Consider the following 15,350-nt stretch of genomic DNA (forward strand, 5'->3'; position numbering starts at 1 on the left):
ATCAGGAAAAAGTCTGAAATTACTTTCGATTTTAATAGCTGGAGATTAACTGACTTAACCAGAAAGTGCTTTACATGAAAACAGCTAAAAACAAAAACCCCCGCCGAGGCGAGGGTTCTGAATTTTGGTGGAGCTAAGCGGGATCGAACCGCTGACCTCTTGCATGCCATGCAAGCGCTCTCCCAGCTGAGCTATAGCCCCACAGGACCTCTTTACGAACCAAATCTGCTGGGTGCAGAATTTGGTGGAGCTAAGCGGGATCGAACCGCTGACCTCTTGCATGCCATGCAAGCGCTCTCCCAGCTGAGCTATAGCCCCGTAACGTAAAGCGTGTCGTGTTGACGGGCGGCATAATATGAATTCCTCGCTCAGGTGTCAACGGCAAAATTATCCTTCGCAATTCAATCGCTGAAAAAGCAGGCAACTTGCTGACATTGCGAGCCTTATCGCAGCCAGAAGTTAAACAGGTCACTTTTTCACGTAAAAGGATGCTATAACATGAGCAGCTAATTCCCATACATTTACTCAGGAAATAGTATGCTCAAGGAACGAATGACACCTGAAGAAATCGCCCATCTGACCGGCTACAGCCGGCAAACTATCAATAAGTGGGTGCGGAAAGAAGGCTGGCAAACCTCTCCGCGGCCTGGCGTCCAGGGTGGCAAAGCGCGGCTGGTCCATGTCAATGAGCAAGTCAGGGAGTTTATCCGCAGCGCTCAGCGCGTGGCAGAGACACCAGGCGCCTATTCTACCCACGACAGCGATCTGGAATCGCTGCTGCTGACCCTTAGCAAAGAGCTCACTCCCAGCGAGCAGAAGCAGCTGATGTCGCTGTTGCTGCGCGAAGGGATCACCGGGTTACTACTTCGGTTAGGGATCCGCGATCGGTAAAGCATGATGAAACTGAAAGATAAAATGACACCCGCAGAGCTCGCCGACTGCCTGGGACTGGCCAGACAAACGATCAATCGCTGGGTTCGCCAGCAAAAATGGCGCACGGAAGCGATACCCGGCGTCAAAGGAGGACGCGCGCGACTGGTGGTCATCGACAAATCGGTACTCGAATTTCTGACCAATGCGCCTGCCAGGCGCCATCTGTTTACCGACAATCATTTGGCGGAATCGCCCGGCACTTATCTGGTCAATGAGGCTGACGTGGTCTGGCGGCAAATCACGGAAACCCTGCAACTGATGACTCCGGCCGAACAGCTGCAGCTTCGCGATCTGCTGGCCCGGGAAGGGATTAGCGGCTTTCTTGCCCGCCTCGGCATCGCCAGCCCGGCGTAACAGACAAAAAAAACGGCAGGAGTAACCTGCCGTTGTTTCATCCACGTCCCAATCAGGACGCCTGACCTTCACGTTCAGCGATAAAAGCCAGCGCTTTGTTGATACGCTCAACGCTACGCGATTTACCGATAGCGTGGACGGTGACGTCAAGCGCAGGAGACTGCCCTGCCCCGGTAACCGCCACGCGCAGCGGCATGCCGACTTTACCCATGCCGACTTCCAGCTCATCAGCGGTTGCCTGAATTGCATGGTGGACGTTCTCCGCTGTCCAGTCGCCGATCGCCGCCAGCTTGTCGCGAACCACTTCCAGCGGCTGACGCGCCACCGGACGCAGATGTTTCTTCGCCGCATCGGCGTCGAACTCAGCGAACTCTTCATAGAAGTAGCGGCAGCTCTGAGCAATCTCTTTCAGCGTTTTGCAACGCTCGCCCAGCAGTTTCACCAGCTCGGCCAGCTGTGGGCCATTACGGGTATCGATATTTTCCTGCTCGATGTGCCACTGCAGATGCGTCGCCACGTATTCCGCCGGCAGCGTATTGATGTAGTGATGGTTCAGCCACAGCAGTTTGTCGGTGTTGAACGCACTCGCGGATTTGCTGACCGCCCCCAGCGAAAAGAACTCGATCATCTCTTCGCGGGTGAAGATCTCCTGATCGCCATGGGACCACCCCAGACGTACCAGATAGTTAAGCAGCGCTTCCGGCAGGTAGCCATCGTCACGATACTGCATCACGCTCACCGCACCGTGGCGTTTGGACAGTTTTTTACCGTCATCGCCGTTGATCATCGACACGTGGGCGTAAACCGGCACCGGCGCATTCAGCGCTTTGAGGATGTTGATCTGGCGCGGTGTGTTGTTGATATGATCTTCACCACGGATCACATGGGTGATCGCCATATCCCAGTCATCTACCACCACGCAGAAGTTATAGGTCGGGGAACCATCGGTACGACGAATGATCAGATCGTCAAGCTCCTGGTTGCTGAACTCGATAGGTCCGCGGATCTGATCGTCAAAGATCACCGACCCTTCCTGCGGGTTGGCAAAACGCACCACGCACGGCTCATCGTCGGCATGATGCTCGTGGCTATGGCGGCAGCGGCCATCGTAACGCGGCTTCTCACCGTTCGCCATTTGCTCTTCGCGCAGCGCTTCCAGACGCTCTTTCGAGCAATAACATTTATAAGCGGTGCCAGCTTCCAGCATCTCATCGATCACGTTGTTATAACGGTCGAAACGTTTGGTCTGGTAATAAGGGCCCTCATCCCATTGCAGATTCAGCCAGTTCATGCCATCCATGATGGCTTCAATTGCTTCCGGGGTGGAGCGTTCGAGATCGGTGTCTTCAATACGCAGCACAAACTCACCGCCGTGGTTACGAGCAAAAAGCCAGGAATAGAGAGCAGTACGCGCACCGCCAACGTGCAGATAGCCTGTTGGGCTTGGCGCGAAGCGAGTTTTGATTTTCATGAATTGGCCTTACGTTTAATAAAGATGCCGATAGCCGGCAATGTCCGGTGGAAATTATGGGTCAATATTCTAACACCGTGGGCTGATTCCTCAATGTTGATCCCGTCGGAACGTCACGGTTTGCCATTTTTGTTTATAAATCATGCTACGCCGCCGGTTTTACGATCGCTTTGTTTAATTTTACGACGAACGAACGAATTCTTTAGAAAAGGCGTTGACTCATTTTCAACTCTCCCTATAATGCGACTCCACACAGCGGGGGTGATTAGCTCAGCTGGGAGAGCACCTCCCTTACAAGGAGGGGGTCGGCGGTTCGATCCCGTCATCACCCACCACTTTCTCGCCAGCTGGATTTTCTGTCAAAATGTGAAGTACCGAAGTGGGTGATTAGCTCAGCTGGGAGAGCACCTCCCTTACAAGGAGGGGGTCGGCGGTTCGATCCCGTCATCACCCACCACTACTTAACGTAGTCTCCGCCGTGTAGAACAGAAAATTGAGAAGTGGGTGATTAGCTCAGCTGGGAGAGCACCTCCCTTACAAGGAGGGGGTCGGCGGTTCGATCCCGTCATCACCCACCACTTCGGGTCGTTAGCTCAGTTGGTAGAGCAGTTGACTTTTAATCAATTGGTCGCAGGTTCGAATCCTGCACGACCCACCAATGTAAAAAGGCGCCCTAAAGGCGCCTTTTTGCTATGCGCCGAACTCAACGATTCGACAAAATTGTCGGGAACAATTTTGAACGACGCGGCAGCGTTGGCCCGCAGGGCGAGTCTCAGGATGAGACGAGTTTCTCTGCAGCAGGTTCGGGTCGAACGCAGTGAGACAACGGAGCCGCTTGCGGCGACGGCCCGAAGGGCGAGGCGAAGCCGAGTCATCCTGCACGACCCACCAATGTAAAAAGGCGCCCTAAAGGCGCCTTTTTGCTATGCGCAGTTTGCGGTCTGGCCGCGAGTTCCCCCGCAGCACTCCCCCTGTCAGCGCTGATACAGCGGATCTTCCACCCTCGCAGCGGTTAAATTTGCCCCTTCTTCACGCACAATTTCCCATAACGCCTGAGCGGCGGTCGACAGCGAGCGATTTTTCCGGCATGCCAGCATCAGCTGCCGCTCCATCACCGGGGTCAGCCGCTTCACCGTCAGATGGCTCCCCTGCGGTAACGGCAGCGCCAGCGCCGGCAGAACGCTGATGCCAATTCCCGATTCTACCATCGGAAACAGCGTTGCCGGGTGACCAATCTCCTGCACAATGTTCGCCCGGATAGCCAGCCGGCTAAGGGCCGCATCAATCAGCGGACGGCTGCCGGAGGCATAGTCCTGCAGGATCAGTCTCTCATCCTGCAGCGCTTGCCACGGCACCTCCGTCAGGCCGGCAAAAGTATGATCCTCCCGGCAAAGCAGCAAAAAAGGTTCCGCCAGGACCACTTCACACTGCAGATCTGCCGCCGGGCCGGGGTCGATCACAATGCCGAAATCCACTTCCCCATGGCGAATACTCTCCAGCACCCACTGCTGGGGCCGATCGTGCAACACAAAATCGATATCAGGATAACGACGGTTGCTGTGAGCAATACACTGCGGAATCAGGTGGGCGGAAATCGTCTGACTGGCGGCGACCTTGACGGTACCGCTCATCTGCTGGCCGACGCGCCCGGCGTCGCGCAGGGTAATCGTCAACTCATCGAGCAAACGCTCCAGCCGCCCCGCCAGCTGCTGACCCGCTTCGGTGAGCACGACTTCGCGAGTGGTACGGTCGAGTAGCCGGACGCCAGTCTGATGCTCCAGCTCCTTAACGCTATGGCTGACGGCCGACTGACTTAAGCCAATCATCTCCCCTGCCCGGCTGAAGCTTCTGGCCCGGGCGACGGTGACGAATACTTTTAACTGACGCAGAGAGTAATTCATCTTTTTTATTCATGAATAGATGCAATAAATCAATTTTATTTCTCAAATGAAAAAAAGCACAATAGCGCATCTCTTTTCAGGAGCGTTTATGAAACTTTTCCGCATTCTCGATCCGTTTACGGCAACCCTGGTCACCGTTGTCCTGCTGGCCTCATTCTTCCCCGCCCGTGGCGCTTTCGTTCCCTTCTTTGAACATCTGACCACCGCCGCCATTGCCCTGCTGTTTTTTATGCACGGCGCTAAACTCTCCCGGGAAGCGATTATCGCCGGCGGCAGCCACTGGCGTTTGCATCTGTGGGTGATGTGCAGCACCTTTATACTCTTCCCGGTACTCGGGGTTCTGTTTGCCTGGTGGGCGCCGGTGAATGTCGATCCGATGCTCTACAGCGGCTTTATCTATCTGTGCATTCTGCCGGCCACCGTGCAATCCGCTATCGCCTTTACTTCGCTGGCCGGAGGCAACGTCGCGGCGGCGGTGTGCTCAGCCTCGGCCTCCAGCCTGCTGGGGATCTTTGTTTCACCGCTGCTGGTGGGCGTCCTGATGAACCTTCATGGCGCAGGCGGCAGCCTGGAGCAGGTCGGTAAAATCATGCTGCAGCTGCTGCTGCCTTTCGTACTCGGTCACTTATCACGGCCGTGGATCGGCAACTGGGTGGCGAAGCATAAGAAGTGGATTGGTAAGACCGACCAGACCTCGATTCTGCTGGTGGTTTACTCCGCCTTTAGCGAGGCAGTGGTGAATGGCATCTGGCATAAAGTCGGTCTGGGATCGCTGCTGTTTATCGTGGTGGTCAGCCTGGTGCTGCTGGCCATTGTCATCGCCGTTAACGTGTTCGTCGCCCGCCGCTGCGGCTTTAACAAAGCCGATGAGATTACCATCGTCTTTTGCGGTTCGAAAAAGAGTCTGGCCAACGGCATCCCGATGGCCAATATTCTCTTCCCGACCTCCATCCTCGGCATCATGGTGCTGCCGCTGATGATCTTCCACCAAATCCAGCTGATGGTCTGCGCGGTGCTGGCGCGGCGCTACAAGCAGCAAACCGATGCGCGTCTCGCTGAGGAAAAGGCCAACGCCGCTAAAGCTTAACGCGCTTTCTTCAGGGGCTGAACCAGATCGCTCAGCCCCTCGGTTTTAATCAGCAGGGTCAACGCCATCAGCTCGCCGAGATGGCCGGCAGGAAACTGATCCTTACGCGCAAACCACAGTAAATACTCTTCCGGGACGTCGATTAAACGACGTCCCTTGTATTTACCGAACGGCATCTCGGTATTGGCTATTTCGACCAGCTGCGCTTTATCCACGTTATTCTCCCAGCAGACGCATCATTTCGGCTTCGTCAATCACCTCAATGCCCAGCTCCTGCGCTTTCGCCAGCTTAGAACCCGCCGCTTCGCCGGCAATCACCAGGTCAGTTTTCTTCGACACGCTGCCTGCCACCTTCGCCCCCAGCGCGACGAGACGCGCTTTGGCGTCATCCCGCGATAGCTGACTCAGGCTGCCGGTCAGGACCACGGTTTTACCCGCAAACGGGCTATCAATCTCTTCCGCCTTCACCACGACTGGCGCCGGCCAGTGAACGCCTTCGGCCAGCAGCTGCGCGATGACATCCCGGTTACTCTCTTCGGCAAAGAAGTTGAAGGTATGGGTGGCAACCACGATGCCAACATCAGGGACCTTTTGCAGCTCCTCAATGGAAGCCTGCTCCAGGGCTTCAAGAGTGCCGAAATGCGCCGCCAGGGCCGCCGCTGTCGCTTCGCCTACCTCGCGAATACCCAGAGCGTAGAGGAAGCGTGCGAAGGTCGTCTCTTTGGCTTTTTCCAAAGCATTGACCACATTTTGCGCGGACTTCGGCCCCATCCGATCCAGCCCGGTGAGTTTCCCGGCGCTCAGGCGGAACAGATCCGCCGGCGTATGGACATACTCTTTCTCCACCAGTTGGTCGATGATCTTGTCGCCCATGCCGTCAACGTCGAGCGCGCGACGGGAGACGAAGTGCTTAAGCGACTCTTTACGCTGCGCGCCGCAGATAAGGCCGCCCGTACAGCGGGCTACCGCCTCGCCCTCCACTCGCTCAACGTCGGACTGACATACCGGGCAGTGGGTCGGGAAGACAACATCCCGGGCATCCGCCGGACGCTCGGAAAGCACCACATTGACCACCTGCGGGATCACATCGCCTGCCCGACGAATCACTACCTTGTCGCCGATTTTCAGACCTAAGCGTTCGATTTCATCGGCGTTATGTAGGGTGGCATTGCTCACCAGCACGCCGGCGACATGGACCGGCTCCAGGCGCGCCACTGGCGTGATCGCCCCGGTGCGCCCTACCTGGAACTCCACATCCCGGACGAAAGTCATCTGCTCCTGTGCCGGGAACTTAAAGGCCACGGCCCAGCGCGGCGCGCGGGCCACAAAACCCAACTGCTCCTGCAGCGCCAGCGAATCGACTTTGATCACCACGCCATCAATGTCAAAGCCCAGATGAGGACGATCTTCCTCGACTTTACGATAGTAAGTGAGCACTTCCTCGGGAGTATGACACAGGGTGACGCGATCGCTCACCGGCAGTCCCCATGCTTTGAACTGCTGCAAACGGGCCGAGTGGCTGGCCGGCAGCTCACCGCCCTCCAGCACGCCAACGCCGTAGCAGAAGAAAGTAAGCGGTCGCTTCGCCGTGATGCGCGGATCGAGCTGGCGCAGCGAACCCGCCGCCGCATTACGCGGGTTAGCAAACACTTTTCCGCCGGTGCGGCGCGCTTCTTCATTGATTTTTTCAAACCCGGCCTGCGGAAGGAAAACCTCACCACGCACCTCAAGACGTGCCGGGATATTCTCGCCATGCAGCTTGAGGGGGATAGTGCGAATGGTTCGCACATTGGAGGTAATATCCTCGCCGGTGGTACCGTCGCCGCGGGTCGCGGCCTGCATCAGTACGCCGTATTCGTAGAGAATACTCACCGCGAGGCCGTCGAGCTTAAGCTCGCAGCAGTAGGTGAGATCGTCAGTGCTTTTCAGGCGATCCTGTACCCGCTTGTTGAAGGCGAGAAAGCTCTCTTCATCAAACACGTTGTCCAGCGACAGCATCGGCACTTCATGGCGGATCTGGCTGAAGGCAGTTAGTGGCGCCGCCCCCACCCGCTGAGTCGGCGAGTCCGGGGTAATCAGCTCCGGATGTTGACTCTCCAGCTCGCGCAGCTCGCGCATCAGGCGGTCATATTCCGCATCGGGCACTTCCGGCGCGTCCATAACGTGGTACAGATATTCATGATGGCGAAGCGTGGTTCGCAGTTCAGTCAGTTGTTGTTCGATCGGTTCCATATCACACCATCAATGATAAAAAACCCCCGACAGGCGGGGGTTGAGAAGGAGTTGAGATAACGCGGGACGTCAGGCGTTCGCGTCTTTCACTTCGCGAATACGATCCTGGTATTCACGCAGTTTTTGCGGCGTCATCATGCGACGCTGATCGTCAAGCACCACGCCGCCCACTTCATCGGCGATATACTGCGCAGACTGCAGCATCAGCTTGAAGTTCTGCAGTTCATCACCGTAGGAAGGGACCTGCATAAAAATAGTCACCCCAGGGGTCATCATATCCGCCATGCTGTCCGGATTGAAGGTCCCCGGCTTCACCATGTTGGCCAGACTGAACAGAACCGGGCCGCTGCCATCCGGACTCAAATGGCGGTGGAAAATATTCATTTCACCAAACTTGAAGCCGGCCTGCTGGATGCTGTTGATCAGCACCTCGCCGTTAAGCTGTGCGCCGTGATGGGCGGCGACGTTCATCACAATGACCGTCTCTTTACGCTCTTTCGGCTGCGGCGCGGCAGGCTGCGGCGGCTCTACCGGCTGCGGCTCGGCGACGGCGGGCTGCGGCGCGGCAACAGGCTGTGGCACAGGCTGCTGTGGGGCGGCTGGCTGCGGCTGGGCAACGGTCGGCGTCACCGGCTGCGGTGCGACGGGCTGCTGCACAACGGGCTGCGGCTGATGTTGGGGTTGCACGGGCGGCTGCGCGGGCTGCGGCTGTTGCCAGCCAGGCTGCGCAGCCGCATGCTGCTGTCCCTGCGGTTGAACCGGGGCCTGGCGCGGCGATTGCTGCGGCTGGCGAACCGGTTCATCAGGACGCACAGGCTGCTGCATCTGGCGCTCGTAAGGCGGCTGGTACTGGTGCTGCGGCGCCTGACGAGGGGCTTCATGCTCCCCATGCGCGCCGTGCGGGGCGTGAGTGACCGGATGAACGCGGACTTCACCTACGCCTTCAACATTATCATCAAAGTCTTCGTTTTCCGACTCATCGTCGCGCGACTTCATACGTTTCAGTGGGCGATCGCGAAACATCGAAGAACGTTCTTTACGGCTGGTCCAAAAACCATGTACCAGTAAAGCGATTATGGCGATCGCGCCAACAATGATTAATATCAGACGCAAATCCTGCATCATTATATTCTCTGTTGTTCTAACACCTTGCCACCACGGCAAACATTTACTCACTAAGAGTATTTGCCGATTACCTCAAGTGCAAGTGCGTCGGTCGCTTTCACCACATAAAGATGAACTAAATCGTGCTTTTTGCTGTTTTTTCGAACATTTCCTAACTGGTTATTGTCTGGCGACCCGATAAAATAAGCGAGCATTCACACTGGATGTTAAAAAAGGAGCATTGCCTGGCTATGGTTTCATCATCCGCACCGACCCCGCGTAGCGGCGTTTATTATTTTTCGCAGGGCTGGAAACTCATCGGGCTGCCTGGCATACGGCGTTATGTCTTTTTGCCTTTGCTGGTTAACGTGCTGCTGATGGGCGGAGCCTTCTGGTGGCTGTTTACCCGTCTCGACAGCTGGATCCCCTCGCTGATGAGCCATGTGCCGGACTGGTTGCAGTGGCTGAATTACCTGCTGTGGCCGGTAGTGGTGCTCTCGATTCTGCTGGTGTTTGGTTACTTCTTTTCGACTATCGCCAACTGGATAGCTGCGCCGTTCAGCGGCCTGCTGGCGGAACAACTTGAAGCGCGTCTGACTGGCGCCACCCCGCCGGATGTCGGCGTCTTTGGCATCATGAAGGATATTCCGCGCATCATGAAACGTGAGTGGCAGAAGCTGGCCTGGTACCTGCCCCGTGCCATCGTGCTGTTGCTGCTCTACTTTATACCCGGCGTTGGCCAGACGGTGGCCCCGGTACTCTGGTTCCTGTTCAGCGCATGGATGCTGGCAATTCAATACTGCGATTACCCCTTTGATAATCACAAGGTCCCCTTCAGGACCATGCGCGAAGCGCTGCGCAGCCGCAAAGTGATGAATATGCAGTTTGGGGCGCTCACCAGTCTGTTTACCATGATCCCGGTGTTAAACCTGGTGATCCTGCCAGTGGCCATCTGCGGCGCCACCGCAATGTGGGTCGATTGTTATCGCGATAAACACGCGGTCTGGAAATAGCCCCAACATGTTCACCCCGGGAGCGGCTGAGGCCGCTCCTTATATCTCGCTTATTCCTTCTTGCTTATCATTATTTCCCTTCCGCATATAGATATGCTAAATCCTTACTTCCGCATATTCTTTAAGCGGGTATGCTGATGCCGTACCCCCAAATTTCATACAGTTAAGGACGGGCCATGAGTAAGATTTTTGAAGACAACTCCCTGACTATCGGTCACACGCCGCTGGTACGACTGAACCGCATTGGTAACGGCCGTATCCTGGCAAAGGTAGAATCTCGTAACCCGAGCTTTAGCGTAAAATGCCGTATCGGCGCCAATATGATCTGGGATGCTGAAAAGCGCGGCGTTCTGAAACCTGGCGTGGAACTGGTCGAACCGACCAGCGGCAACACCGGTATCGCCCTCGCCTACGTGGCGGCGGCCCGCGGCTACAAGCTAACGCTAACCATGCCGGAAACCATGAGCATTGAGCGCCGCAAACTGCTGAAAGCGCTGGGCGCCAACCTGGTACTGACCGAAGGCGCAAAAGGCATGAAAGGCGCTATTCAGAAAGCGGAAGAGATCGTCGCCAGCAACCCGGAAAAATTCCTGCTGCTGCAGCAGTTCAGCAACCCGGCTAACCCGGAAATCCACGAAAAGACCACCGGCCCGGAAATCTGGGAAGACACCGATGGTCAGGTGGACGTCTTTATCTCTGGCGTAGGCACCGGCGGTACGCTGACCGGCGTCAGCCGCTACATTAAAAATACCAAGGGCAAAAAAGATCTGATCACCGTCGCGGTCGAACCGACCGATTCGCCGGTCATCTCCCAGGCGCTGGCGGGTGAAGAGCTCAAGCCAGGCCCGCACAAAATTCAGGGTATCGGCGCCGGCTTCATTCCTGGCAACCTGGATCTAAAGCTGGTGGACAAAGTGATCGGCATTACCAACGAGGAAGCTATCTCCACGGCGCGCCGTCTGATGGAAGAAGAAGGCATCCTGGCGGGTATCTCTTCCGGGGCCGCTGTTGCCGCCGCGCTGAAGCTGCAGGAAGATGAGGCCTTTACCAATAAGAATATTGTGGTTATCCTGCCTTCCTCAGGTGAGCGTTATTTAAGCACCGCGCTGTTCGCCGATCTCTTCACTGAGAAAGAACTGCAACAGTAGTGCCAGCTTGTAAATAATGTGTAAAAAAGCACCTTTTCAGGTGCTTTTTTGTGGCATACGTCAAAGTTTTACCCCTCCTGGCATTGATTCACCTCGTAGGGTCTGGTATTTAACCAGCACATTTATTTTGATGCGCGAAATTATTCAGAAGAGGATTTCCGCCAGCTGAATCGATTTTATGATTTGGTTCAAGTCTTCCTTTCGCGGCATAATGTTTAATGACGTGCTAGACGTCAATGGCCCGCAGGTCTTCGCAGCGCCAGGCGCTGCCGACGCCAAGGCCGGAAACGTAACGCCGGCGCTAACAATACAGGCTAAAGTCGAGTCGTTAGACTAGACTTTAGGTCCACAACACTAAACCTATAAGTTGGGGAAATATAATGTTCCAGCAAGAAGTTACCATTACCGCTCCGAACGGTCTGCACACCCGCCCTGCTGCTCAGTTTGTTAAAGAAGCTAAAGGCTTCACTTCTGAGATCACTGTAACCTCCAACGGCAAAAGCGCCAGCGCCAAAAGCCTGTTCAAACTGCAGACTCTGGGCCTGACCCAGGGCACCGTAGTGACCCTCTCCGCTGAAGGCGAAGATGAGCAGAAAGCTGTTGAGCATCTGGTTAAACTGATGGCTGAACTCGAGTAAGTTCACGGGTTCTTTTTCATATCAGTCACAAGTAAGGTAGGGTTATGATTTCAGGCATTTTAGCATCCCCGGGTATCGCCTTCGGCAAAGCACTGCTGCTGAAGGAAGATGAAATTGTCATCGACCGGAAGAAAATTTCTGCCGATAAGGTTGATCAGGAAGTCGAACGTTTCCTGAGCGGCCGCGCCAAGGCCTCCGCCCAGCTGGAGGTCATCAAAACCAAAGCTGGTGAAACTTTCGGTGAAGAAAAAGAAGCCATCTTCGAAGGGCATATCATGCTGCTGGAAGATGAGGAGCTTGAGCAGGAAATCATAGCCCTGATTAAAGATAAGCACATGACTGCCGACGCGGCAGCCAATGAAGTTATCGAAGGTCAGGCCACTGCCCTGGAAGAGCTGGACGATGAATACCTGAAAGAACGTGCGGCTGACGTACGCGACATCGGTAAGCGCCTGCTGCGCAACATCCTTGGTCTGTCGATTATCGATCTGAGCGCGATTCAGGATGAAGTCATCCTCGTCGCCGCCGATCTGACCCCGTCTGAAACCGCACAGCTGAACCTGAAAAAAGTGCTGGGCTTCATCACCGACGCGGGCGGCCGTACCTCTCACACCTCCATCATGGCGCGTTCCCTGGAACTGCCGGCCATCGTGGGCACCGGCAGCATCACGGCGCAGGTGAAAAACGGCGATTATCTGATTCTCGACGCGGTGAACAACCAGGTTCTGGTCAACCCGTCTAACGAGCAAATTGAAGCGCTGCGTAATCTGCAGGCTCAGGTTGCGGAAGAAAAAGCCGAACTGGCGAAACTGAAAGATCTGCCGGCGATTACCCTCGACGGCCATCAGGTTGAAGTCTGCGCCAACATTGGTACCGTTCGCGATGTCGAAGGTGCTGAGCGCAACGGCGCCGAAGGCGTTGGCCTGTATCGTACCGAATTCCTGTTCATGGACCGTGACGCGCTGCCAACTGAAGAAGAGCAGTTTGCGGCCTATAAAGCGGTGGCTGAAGCCTGTGGCTCTCAGGCCGTTATCGTGCGTACCATGGACATTGGCGGCGACAAAGAGCTGCCGTACATGAACTTCCCGAAAGAAGAGAACCCGTTCCTCGGCTGGCGTGCCGTGCGTATCGCGATGGATCGTAAAGAAATCCTGCGCGATCAGGTGCGCGCCATCCTGCGTGCCTCCGCTTTCGGTAAACTGCGCATTATGTTCCCGATGATCATCTCTGTTGAAGAAGTGCGTGCGCTGAAGAAAGAGATCGAAATCTACAAACAGGAACTGCGTGACGAAGGTAAAGCATTTGACGAATCCATTGAGATCGGCGTGATGGTGGAAACACCGGCTGCGGCGACCATTGCTCGTCATCTGGCCAAAGAAGTTGATTTCTTTAGTATCGGCACCAATGATTTAACGCAATATACTCTGGCAGTTGACCGTGGTAATGATATGATTTCACATCTTTACCAGCCGATGTCACCGTCTGTACTGAATCTGATTAAGCAAGTTATTGATGCTTCTCACGCTGAAGGTAAATGGACTGGCATGTGCGGTGAGCTTGCGGGCGATGAACGTGCTACACTTCTGTTGCTGGGTATGGGGCTGGACGAATTCTCTATGAGCGCCATTTCCATCCCGCGCATCAAGAAGATTATTCGTAATACGAACTTCGAAGATGCGAAAGTATTAGCAGAGCAGGCTCTTGCTCAACCGACAACGGACGAGTTAATGACGCTGGTTAACAAGTTCATTGAAGAAAAAACAATCTGCTAATCCAAGAGATGCGCGGCCCAAATTACTGCTTAGGAGAAGATCATGGGTTTGTTTGATAAATTGAAATCTCTGGTTTCTGATGACAAGAAAGACACCGGAACTATTGAGATTATTGCTCCCCTCTCCGGTGAGATCGTCAACATCGAAGACGTGCCGGATGTGGTTTTTGCGGAAAAAATTGTGGGCGATGGGATTGCCATCAAACCGACCGGCAACAAAATGGTCGCGCCGGTAGACGGTACCATTGGTAAAATTTTCGAAACCAACCATGCGTTCTCTATTGAATCTGATAGCGGCATCGAGCTGTTCGTTCACTTCGGTATTGATACCGTTGAACTGAAAGGCGAAGGCTTCAAGCGTATCGCTGAAGAAGGCCAGCGCGTGAAAGTCGGCGACCCGGTTATCGAATTCGATCTGCCGCTGCTGGAAGAGAAAGCCAAGTCTACCCTGACGCCGGTGGTTATCTCCAACATGGACGAGATCAAAGAGCTGATCAAACTGTCCGGTAGCGTGACTGTGGGTGAAACCCCGGTTATCCGCATCAAGAAGTAATGCTTGCTGCATAAAAATGGCGCCGAAAGGCGCCATTTTTTTATATCGCGCTGGTCACCGGCTGATAGCACTTCTCCCGGGACAAGATGCGCAATCCCTCCGGCGTGCTCTCCAGAATACGACGCTCACTGTCAGAGACCAGCAGATCGCACTGGTACCCTCCGGCCAGGCCGAACAGCGACCGCGCTACGCAGGCATCCTCCAGCGCCGCCTCCCCTGTGGTATCAAAATGACCGACAATACGCCCCTGTTGGCGGATCACTAACCGATAGCTTTTCATCAGTTTTTCTCCCGTGGCGGCAGGATCAGTTCGTCACACCCCTGCGCGGCAGTCCAGTTCATGACCTCCAGCACGCGCCGGGCGGCAGCCTGCGTCGCCGCCCCCAGCGCCAGGCCGGTGAGCAGACCGCTCACCAGCTCTGCACAGAACAGATCGCCCGTTCCCTTCAGGTCCGTTTCCACCCGCGGGTGGGCCACCACCTCCACCGCATCGGCCGTCACCACCAGCACATTTATCGTCGAACGCGCCTCTCCCGGCGCGCTGGTGATCACCACCCATTTGAGGGTATCTGACAGCAGGCTTCGCGCCGCGGCGACCGCCTCCTGCTGATTGCGACAGCGCTGGCCGCTCAGCGTTTCCAGCTCAAACAGATTGGGGGTGATCCCTTGCGCCAGTGGCAGAAGATGCTGACGATAGGCATCCGGGATCTCAGCCTTAACGTAGATGCCGCTGTCGACATCGCCGATGACCGGATCCACCAGAATGCACAGCCCGGGATGGCGGGCCCGCACCCGCGTCAACCACTGCGCCAGACGTTCAATTTGCACGGCGTTGCCCATATAGCCGGTGGTCACTGCACGCAGTTCGCGCAACGCGTCGCGCTCCTCCAGCGCCTGCAGATACCCGACAAACCACTCCTCCGGAATAATGCCGCCATAGAACGTCTCATAATGGGGCGTATTGCTGAACAGTACCGTCGGCACCGCCAGCACGCGCAAGCCGTGCTGTTTAATCGCCGGAACCGCGATGCTATTGCCAACGCTGCCGTAGACTACCTGGGACTGCACAGCGACGATATCGACTTCCGACGCCCGGCTTTTGTCGTGAAAGAGCACTGATTGTATGTCATCTTGCTGGCCCATCT

Annotated in this window: 15 protein-coding genes, 6 tRNA genes and 1 other RNA gene; 13 read left to right on the plus strand and 9 right to left on the minus strand. The window is 55.7% G+C overall.

Annotated features, from left to right (window positions below):
• Nucleotides 1-125 precede the first annotated feature (125 nt).
• Together HMPREF3142_RS25120 and HMPREF3142_RS25125 are read right to left on the minus strand one after the other, a co-directional pair.
• Nucleotides 126-201, minus strand: a tRNA-Ala gene (locus HMPREF3142_RS25120).
• Nucleotides 202-242: 41 nt separating this feature from the next.
• Nucleotides 243-318 (minus strand) — tRNA-Ala (locus HMPREF3142_RS25125).
• A gap of 219 nt (nt 319-537) precedes the next feature.
• On the opposite strand from HMPREF3142_RS25125, the gene HMPREF3142_RS25130 reads away from it, so the two are divergent.
• Together HMPREF3142_RS25130 and HMPREF3142_RS25135 are read left to right on the plus strand one after the other, a co-directional pair.
• Complete coding sequence (locus HMPREF3142_RS25130) at nt 538-891, plus strand: YfeC-like transcriptional regulator (RefSeq protein WP_008803883.1); 354 nt, start codon at nt 538-540, stop codon at nt 889-891.
• 3 nt (nt 892-894) lie between these two features.
• A complete protein-coding gene (locus tag HMPREF3142_RS25135; protein ID WP_050888059.1) occupies nt 895-1,287 on the plus strand; it encodes a MerR family transcriptional regulator in 393 nt (130 codons plus the stop codon).
• A gap of 52 nt (nt 1,288-1,339) precedes the next feature.
• Here HMPREF3142_RS25135 and gltX read toward each other — a convergent pair whose 3' ends face one another.
• A complete protein-coding gene (gene gltX / locus HMPREF3142_RS25140; RefSeq protein WP_008803881.1) occupies nt 1,340-2,758 on the minus strand; it encodes a glutamate--tRNA ligase in 1,419 nt (472 codons plus the stop codon).
• Nucleotides 2,759-3,017: 259 nt separating this feature from the next.
• Here gltX and HMPREF3142_RS25145 point away from each other — a divergent pair.
• From HMPREF3142_RS25145 to HMPREF3142_RS25165, 5 genes are all read left to right on the plus strand, one after another.
• Nucleotides 3,018-3,093 (plus strand) — tRNA-Val (locus HMPREF3142_RS25145).
• A gap of 46 nt (nt 3,094-3,139) precedes the next feature.
• Nucleotides 3,140-3,215: transfer RNA gene (locus HMPREF3142_RS25150), tRNA-Val, on the plus strand.
• Nucleotides 3,216-3,260: 45 nt separating this feature from the next.
• A tRNA-Val gene (locus HMPREF3142_RS25155) sits at nt 3,261-3,336 on the plus strand.
• Between the two features lie 4 nt (nt 3,337-3,340).
• Nucleotides 3,341-3,416, plus strand: a tRNA-Lys gene (locus HMPREF3142_RS25160).
• A gap of 95 nt (nt 3,417-3,511) precedes the next feature.
• Nucleotides 3,512-3,649: non-coding RNA, RtT sRNA (locus HMPREF3142_RS25165), on the plus strand.
• A gap of 83 nt (nt 3,650-3,732) precedes the next feature.
• Here HMPREF3142_RS25165 and HMPREF3142_RS25170 read toward each other — a convergent pair.
• Complete coding sequence (locus HMPREF3142_RS25170; RefSeq protein WP_012540947.1) at nt 3,733-4,659, minus strand: LysR family transcriptional regulator; 927 nt, start codon at nt 4,657-4,659, stop codon at nt 3,733-3,735.
• A gap of 88 nt (nt 4,660-4,747) precedes the next feature.
• Between HMPREF3142_RS25170 and HMPREF3142_RS25175 the strand changes: the two genes are divergently transcribed.
• A complete protein-coding gene (locus tag HMPREF3142_RS25175; RefSeq protein ID WP_008803879.1) occupies nt 4,748-5,746 on the plus strand; it encodes a bile acid:sodium symporter family protein in 999 nt (332 codons plus the stop codon).
• On the opposite strand, the gene HMPREF3142_RS25180 is transcribed toward HMPREF3142_RS25175, so the two are convergent.
• The 3 genes from HMPREF3142_RS25180 to zipA all read right to left on the minus strand — a co-directional run bounded on the left by HMPREF3142_RS25180 (nt 5,743) and on the right by zipA (nt 9,103).
• Entirely contained in the window at nt 5,743-5,961 is a 219-nt protein-coding gene (locus HMPREF3142_RS25180) for a DUF3820 family protein (protein WP_002913440.1), read from the minus strand. The two genes, HMPREF3142_RS25175 and HMPREF3142_RS25180, sit on opposite strands and share 4 nt — an antisense overlap.
• A gap of 1 nt (nt 5,962) precedes the next feature.
• Nucleotides 5,963-7,978 carry an NAD-dependent DNA ligase LigA gene (ligA, locus tag HMPREF3142_RS25185; protein ID WP_049155351.1) on the minus strand — a complete coding sequence of 672 codons (2,016 nt, stop codon included), beginning with the start codon at nt 7,976-7,978 and terminating at the stop codon, nt 5,963-5,965.
• Nucleotides 7,979-8,047: 69 nt separating this feature from the next.
• On the minus strand, nt 8,048-9,103 hold the full coding sequence (zipA, locus tag HMPREF3142_RS25190) for a cell division protein ZipA (RefSeq protein ID WP_046621668.1): 1,056 nt from the start codon (nt 9,101-9,103) through the stop codon (nt 8,048-8,050).
• Nucleotides 9,104-9,333: 230 nt separating this feature from the next.
• On the opposite strand from zipA, the gene cysZ reads away from it, so the two are divergent.
• The 5 genes from cysZ (at nt 9,334) to crr (ending at nt 14,205) form a co-directional block, all read left to right on the plus strand.
• Nucleotides 9,334-10,095, plus strand: a complete 762-nt coding sequence (gene cysZ / locus HMPREF3142_RS25195) for a sulfate transporter CysZ (protein ID WP_008803876.1) — start codon at nt 9,334-9,336, stop codon at nt 10,093-10,095.
• A 176-nt stretch (nt 10,096-10,271) separates the two neighbouring features.
• Nucleotides 10,272-11,243 (plus strand): cysteine synthase A, encoded by a 972-nt coding sequence (gene cysK / locus HMPREF3142_RS25200; RefSeq protein ID WP_012540942.1) that lies wholly within the window; start codon nt 10,272-10,274, stop codon nt 11,241-11,243.
• Between the two features lie 380 nt (nt 11,244-11,623).
• Nucleotides 11,624-11,881: a phosphocarrier protein Hpr gene (ptsH, locus tag HMPREF3142_RS25205; protein WP_002913505.1), complete on the plus strand. Its 258-nt coding sequence runs from the start codon at nt 11,624-11,626 to the stop codon at nt 11,879-11,881.
• Between the two features lie 44 nt (nt 11,882-11,925).
• Nucleotides 11,926-13,653 carry a phosphoenolpyruvate-protein phosphotransferase PtsI gene (gene ptsI, locus HMPREF3142_RS25210; protein ID WP_008803874.1) on the plus strand — a complete coding sequence of 576 codons (1,728 nt, stop codon included), beginning with the start codon at nt 11,926-11,928 and terminating at the stop codon, nt 13,651-13,653.
• A gap of 42 nt (nt 13,654-13,695) precedes the next feature.
• A complete protein-coding gene (gene crr, locus HMPREF3142_RS25215; RefSeq protein ID WP_008803873.1) occupies nt 13,696-14,205 on the plus strand; it encodes a PTS glucose transporter subunit IIA in 510 nt (169 codons plus the stop codon).
• A gap of 40 nt (nt 14,206-14,245) precedes the next feature.
• Here crr and HMPREF3142_RS25220 read toward each other — a convergent pair whose 3' ends face one another.
• Both HMPREF3142_RS25220 and pdxK read right to left on the minus strand, forming a co-directional pair.
• Nucleotides 14,246-14,485, minus strand: a complete 240-nt coding sequence (locus tag HMPREF3142_RS25220; RefSeq protein WP_012540941.1) for a hypothetical protein — start codon at nt 14,483-14,485, stop codon at nt 14,246-14,248.
• A complete protein-coding gene (gene pdxK / locus HMPREF3142_RS25225; RefSeq protein ID WP_048267944.1) occupies nt 14,485-15,348 on the minus strand; it encodes a pyridoxine/pyridoxal/pyridoxamine kinase in 864 nt (287 codons plus the stop codon). The genes HMPREF3142_RS25220 and pdxK overlap by 1 nt, the downstream gene beginning before the upstream one ends.
• Between the last annotated feature and the right edge of the window lie 2 nt (nt 15,349-15,350).

Source organism: Klebsiella sp. HMSC16C06 (assembly GCF_001808325.1).
Lineage (GTDB): Bacteria > Pseudomonadota > Gammaproteobacteria > Enterobacterales > Enterobacteriaceae > Klebsiella > Klebsiella variicola.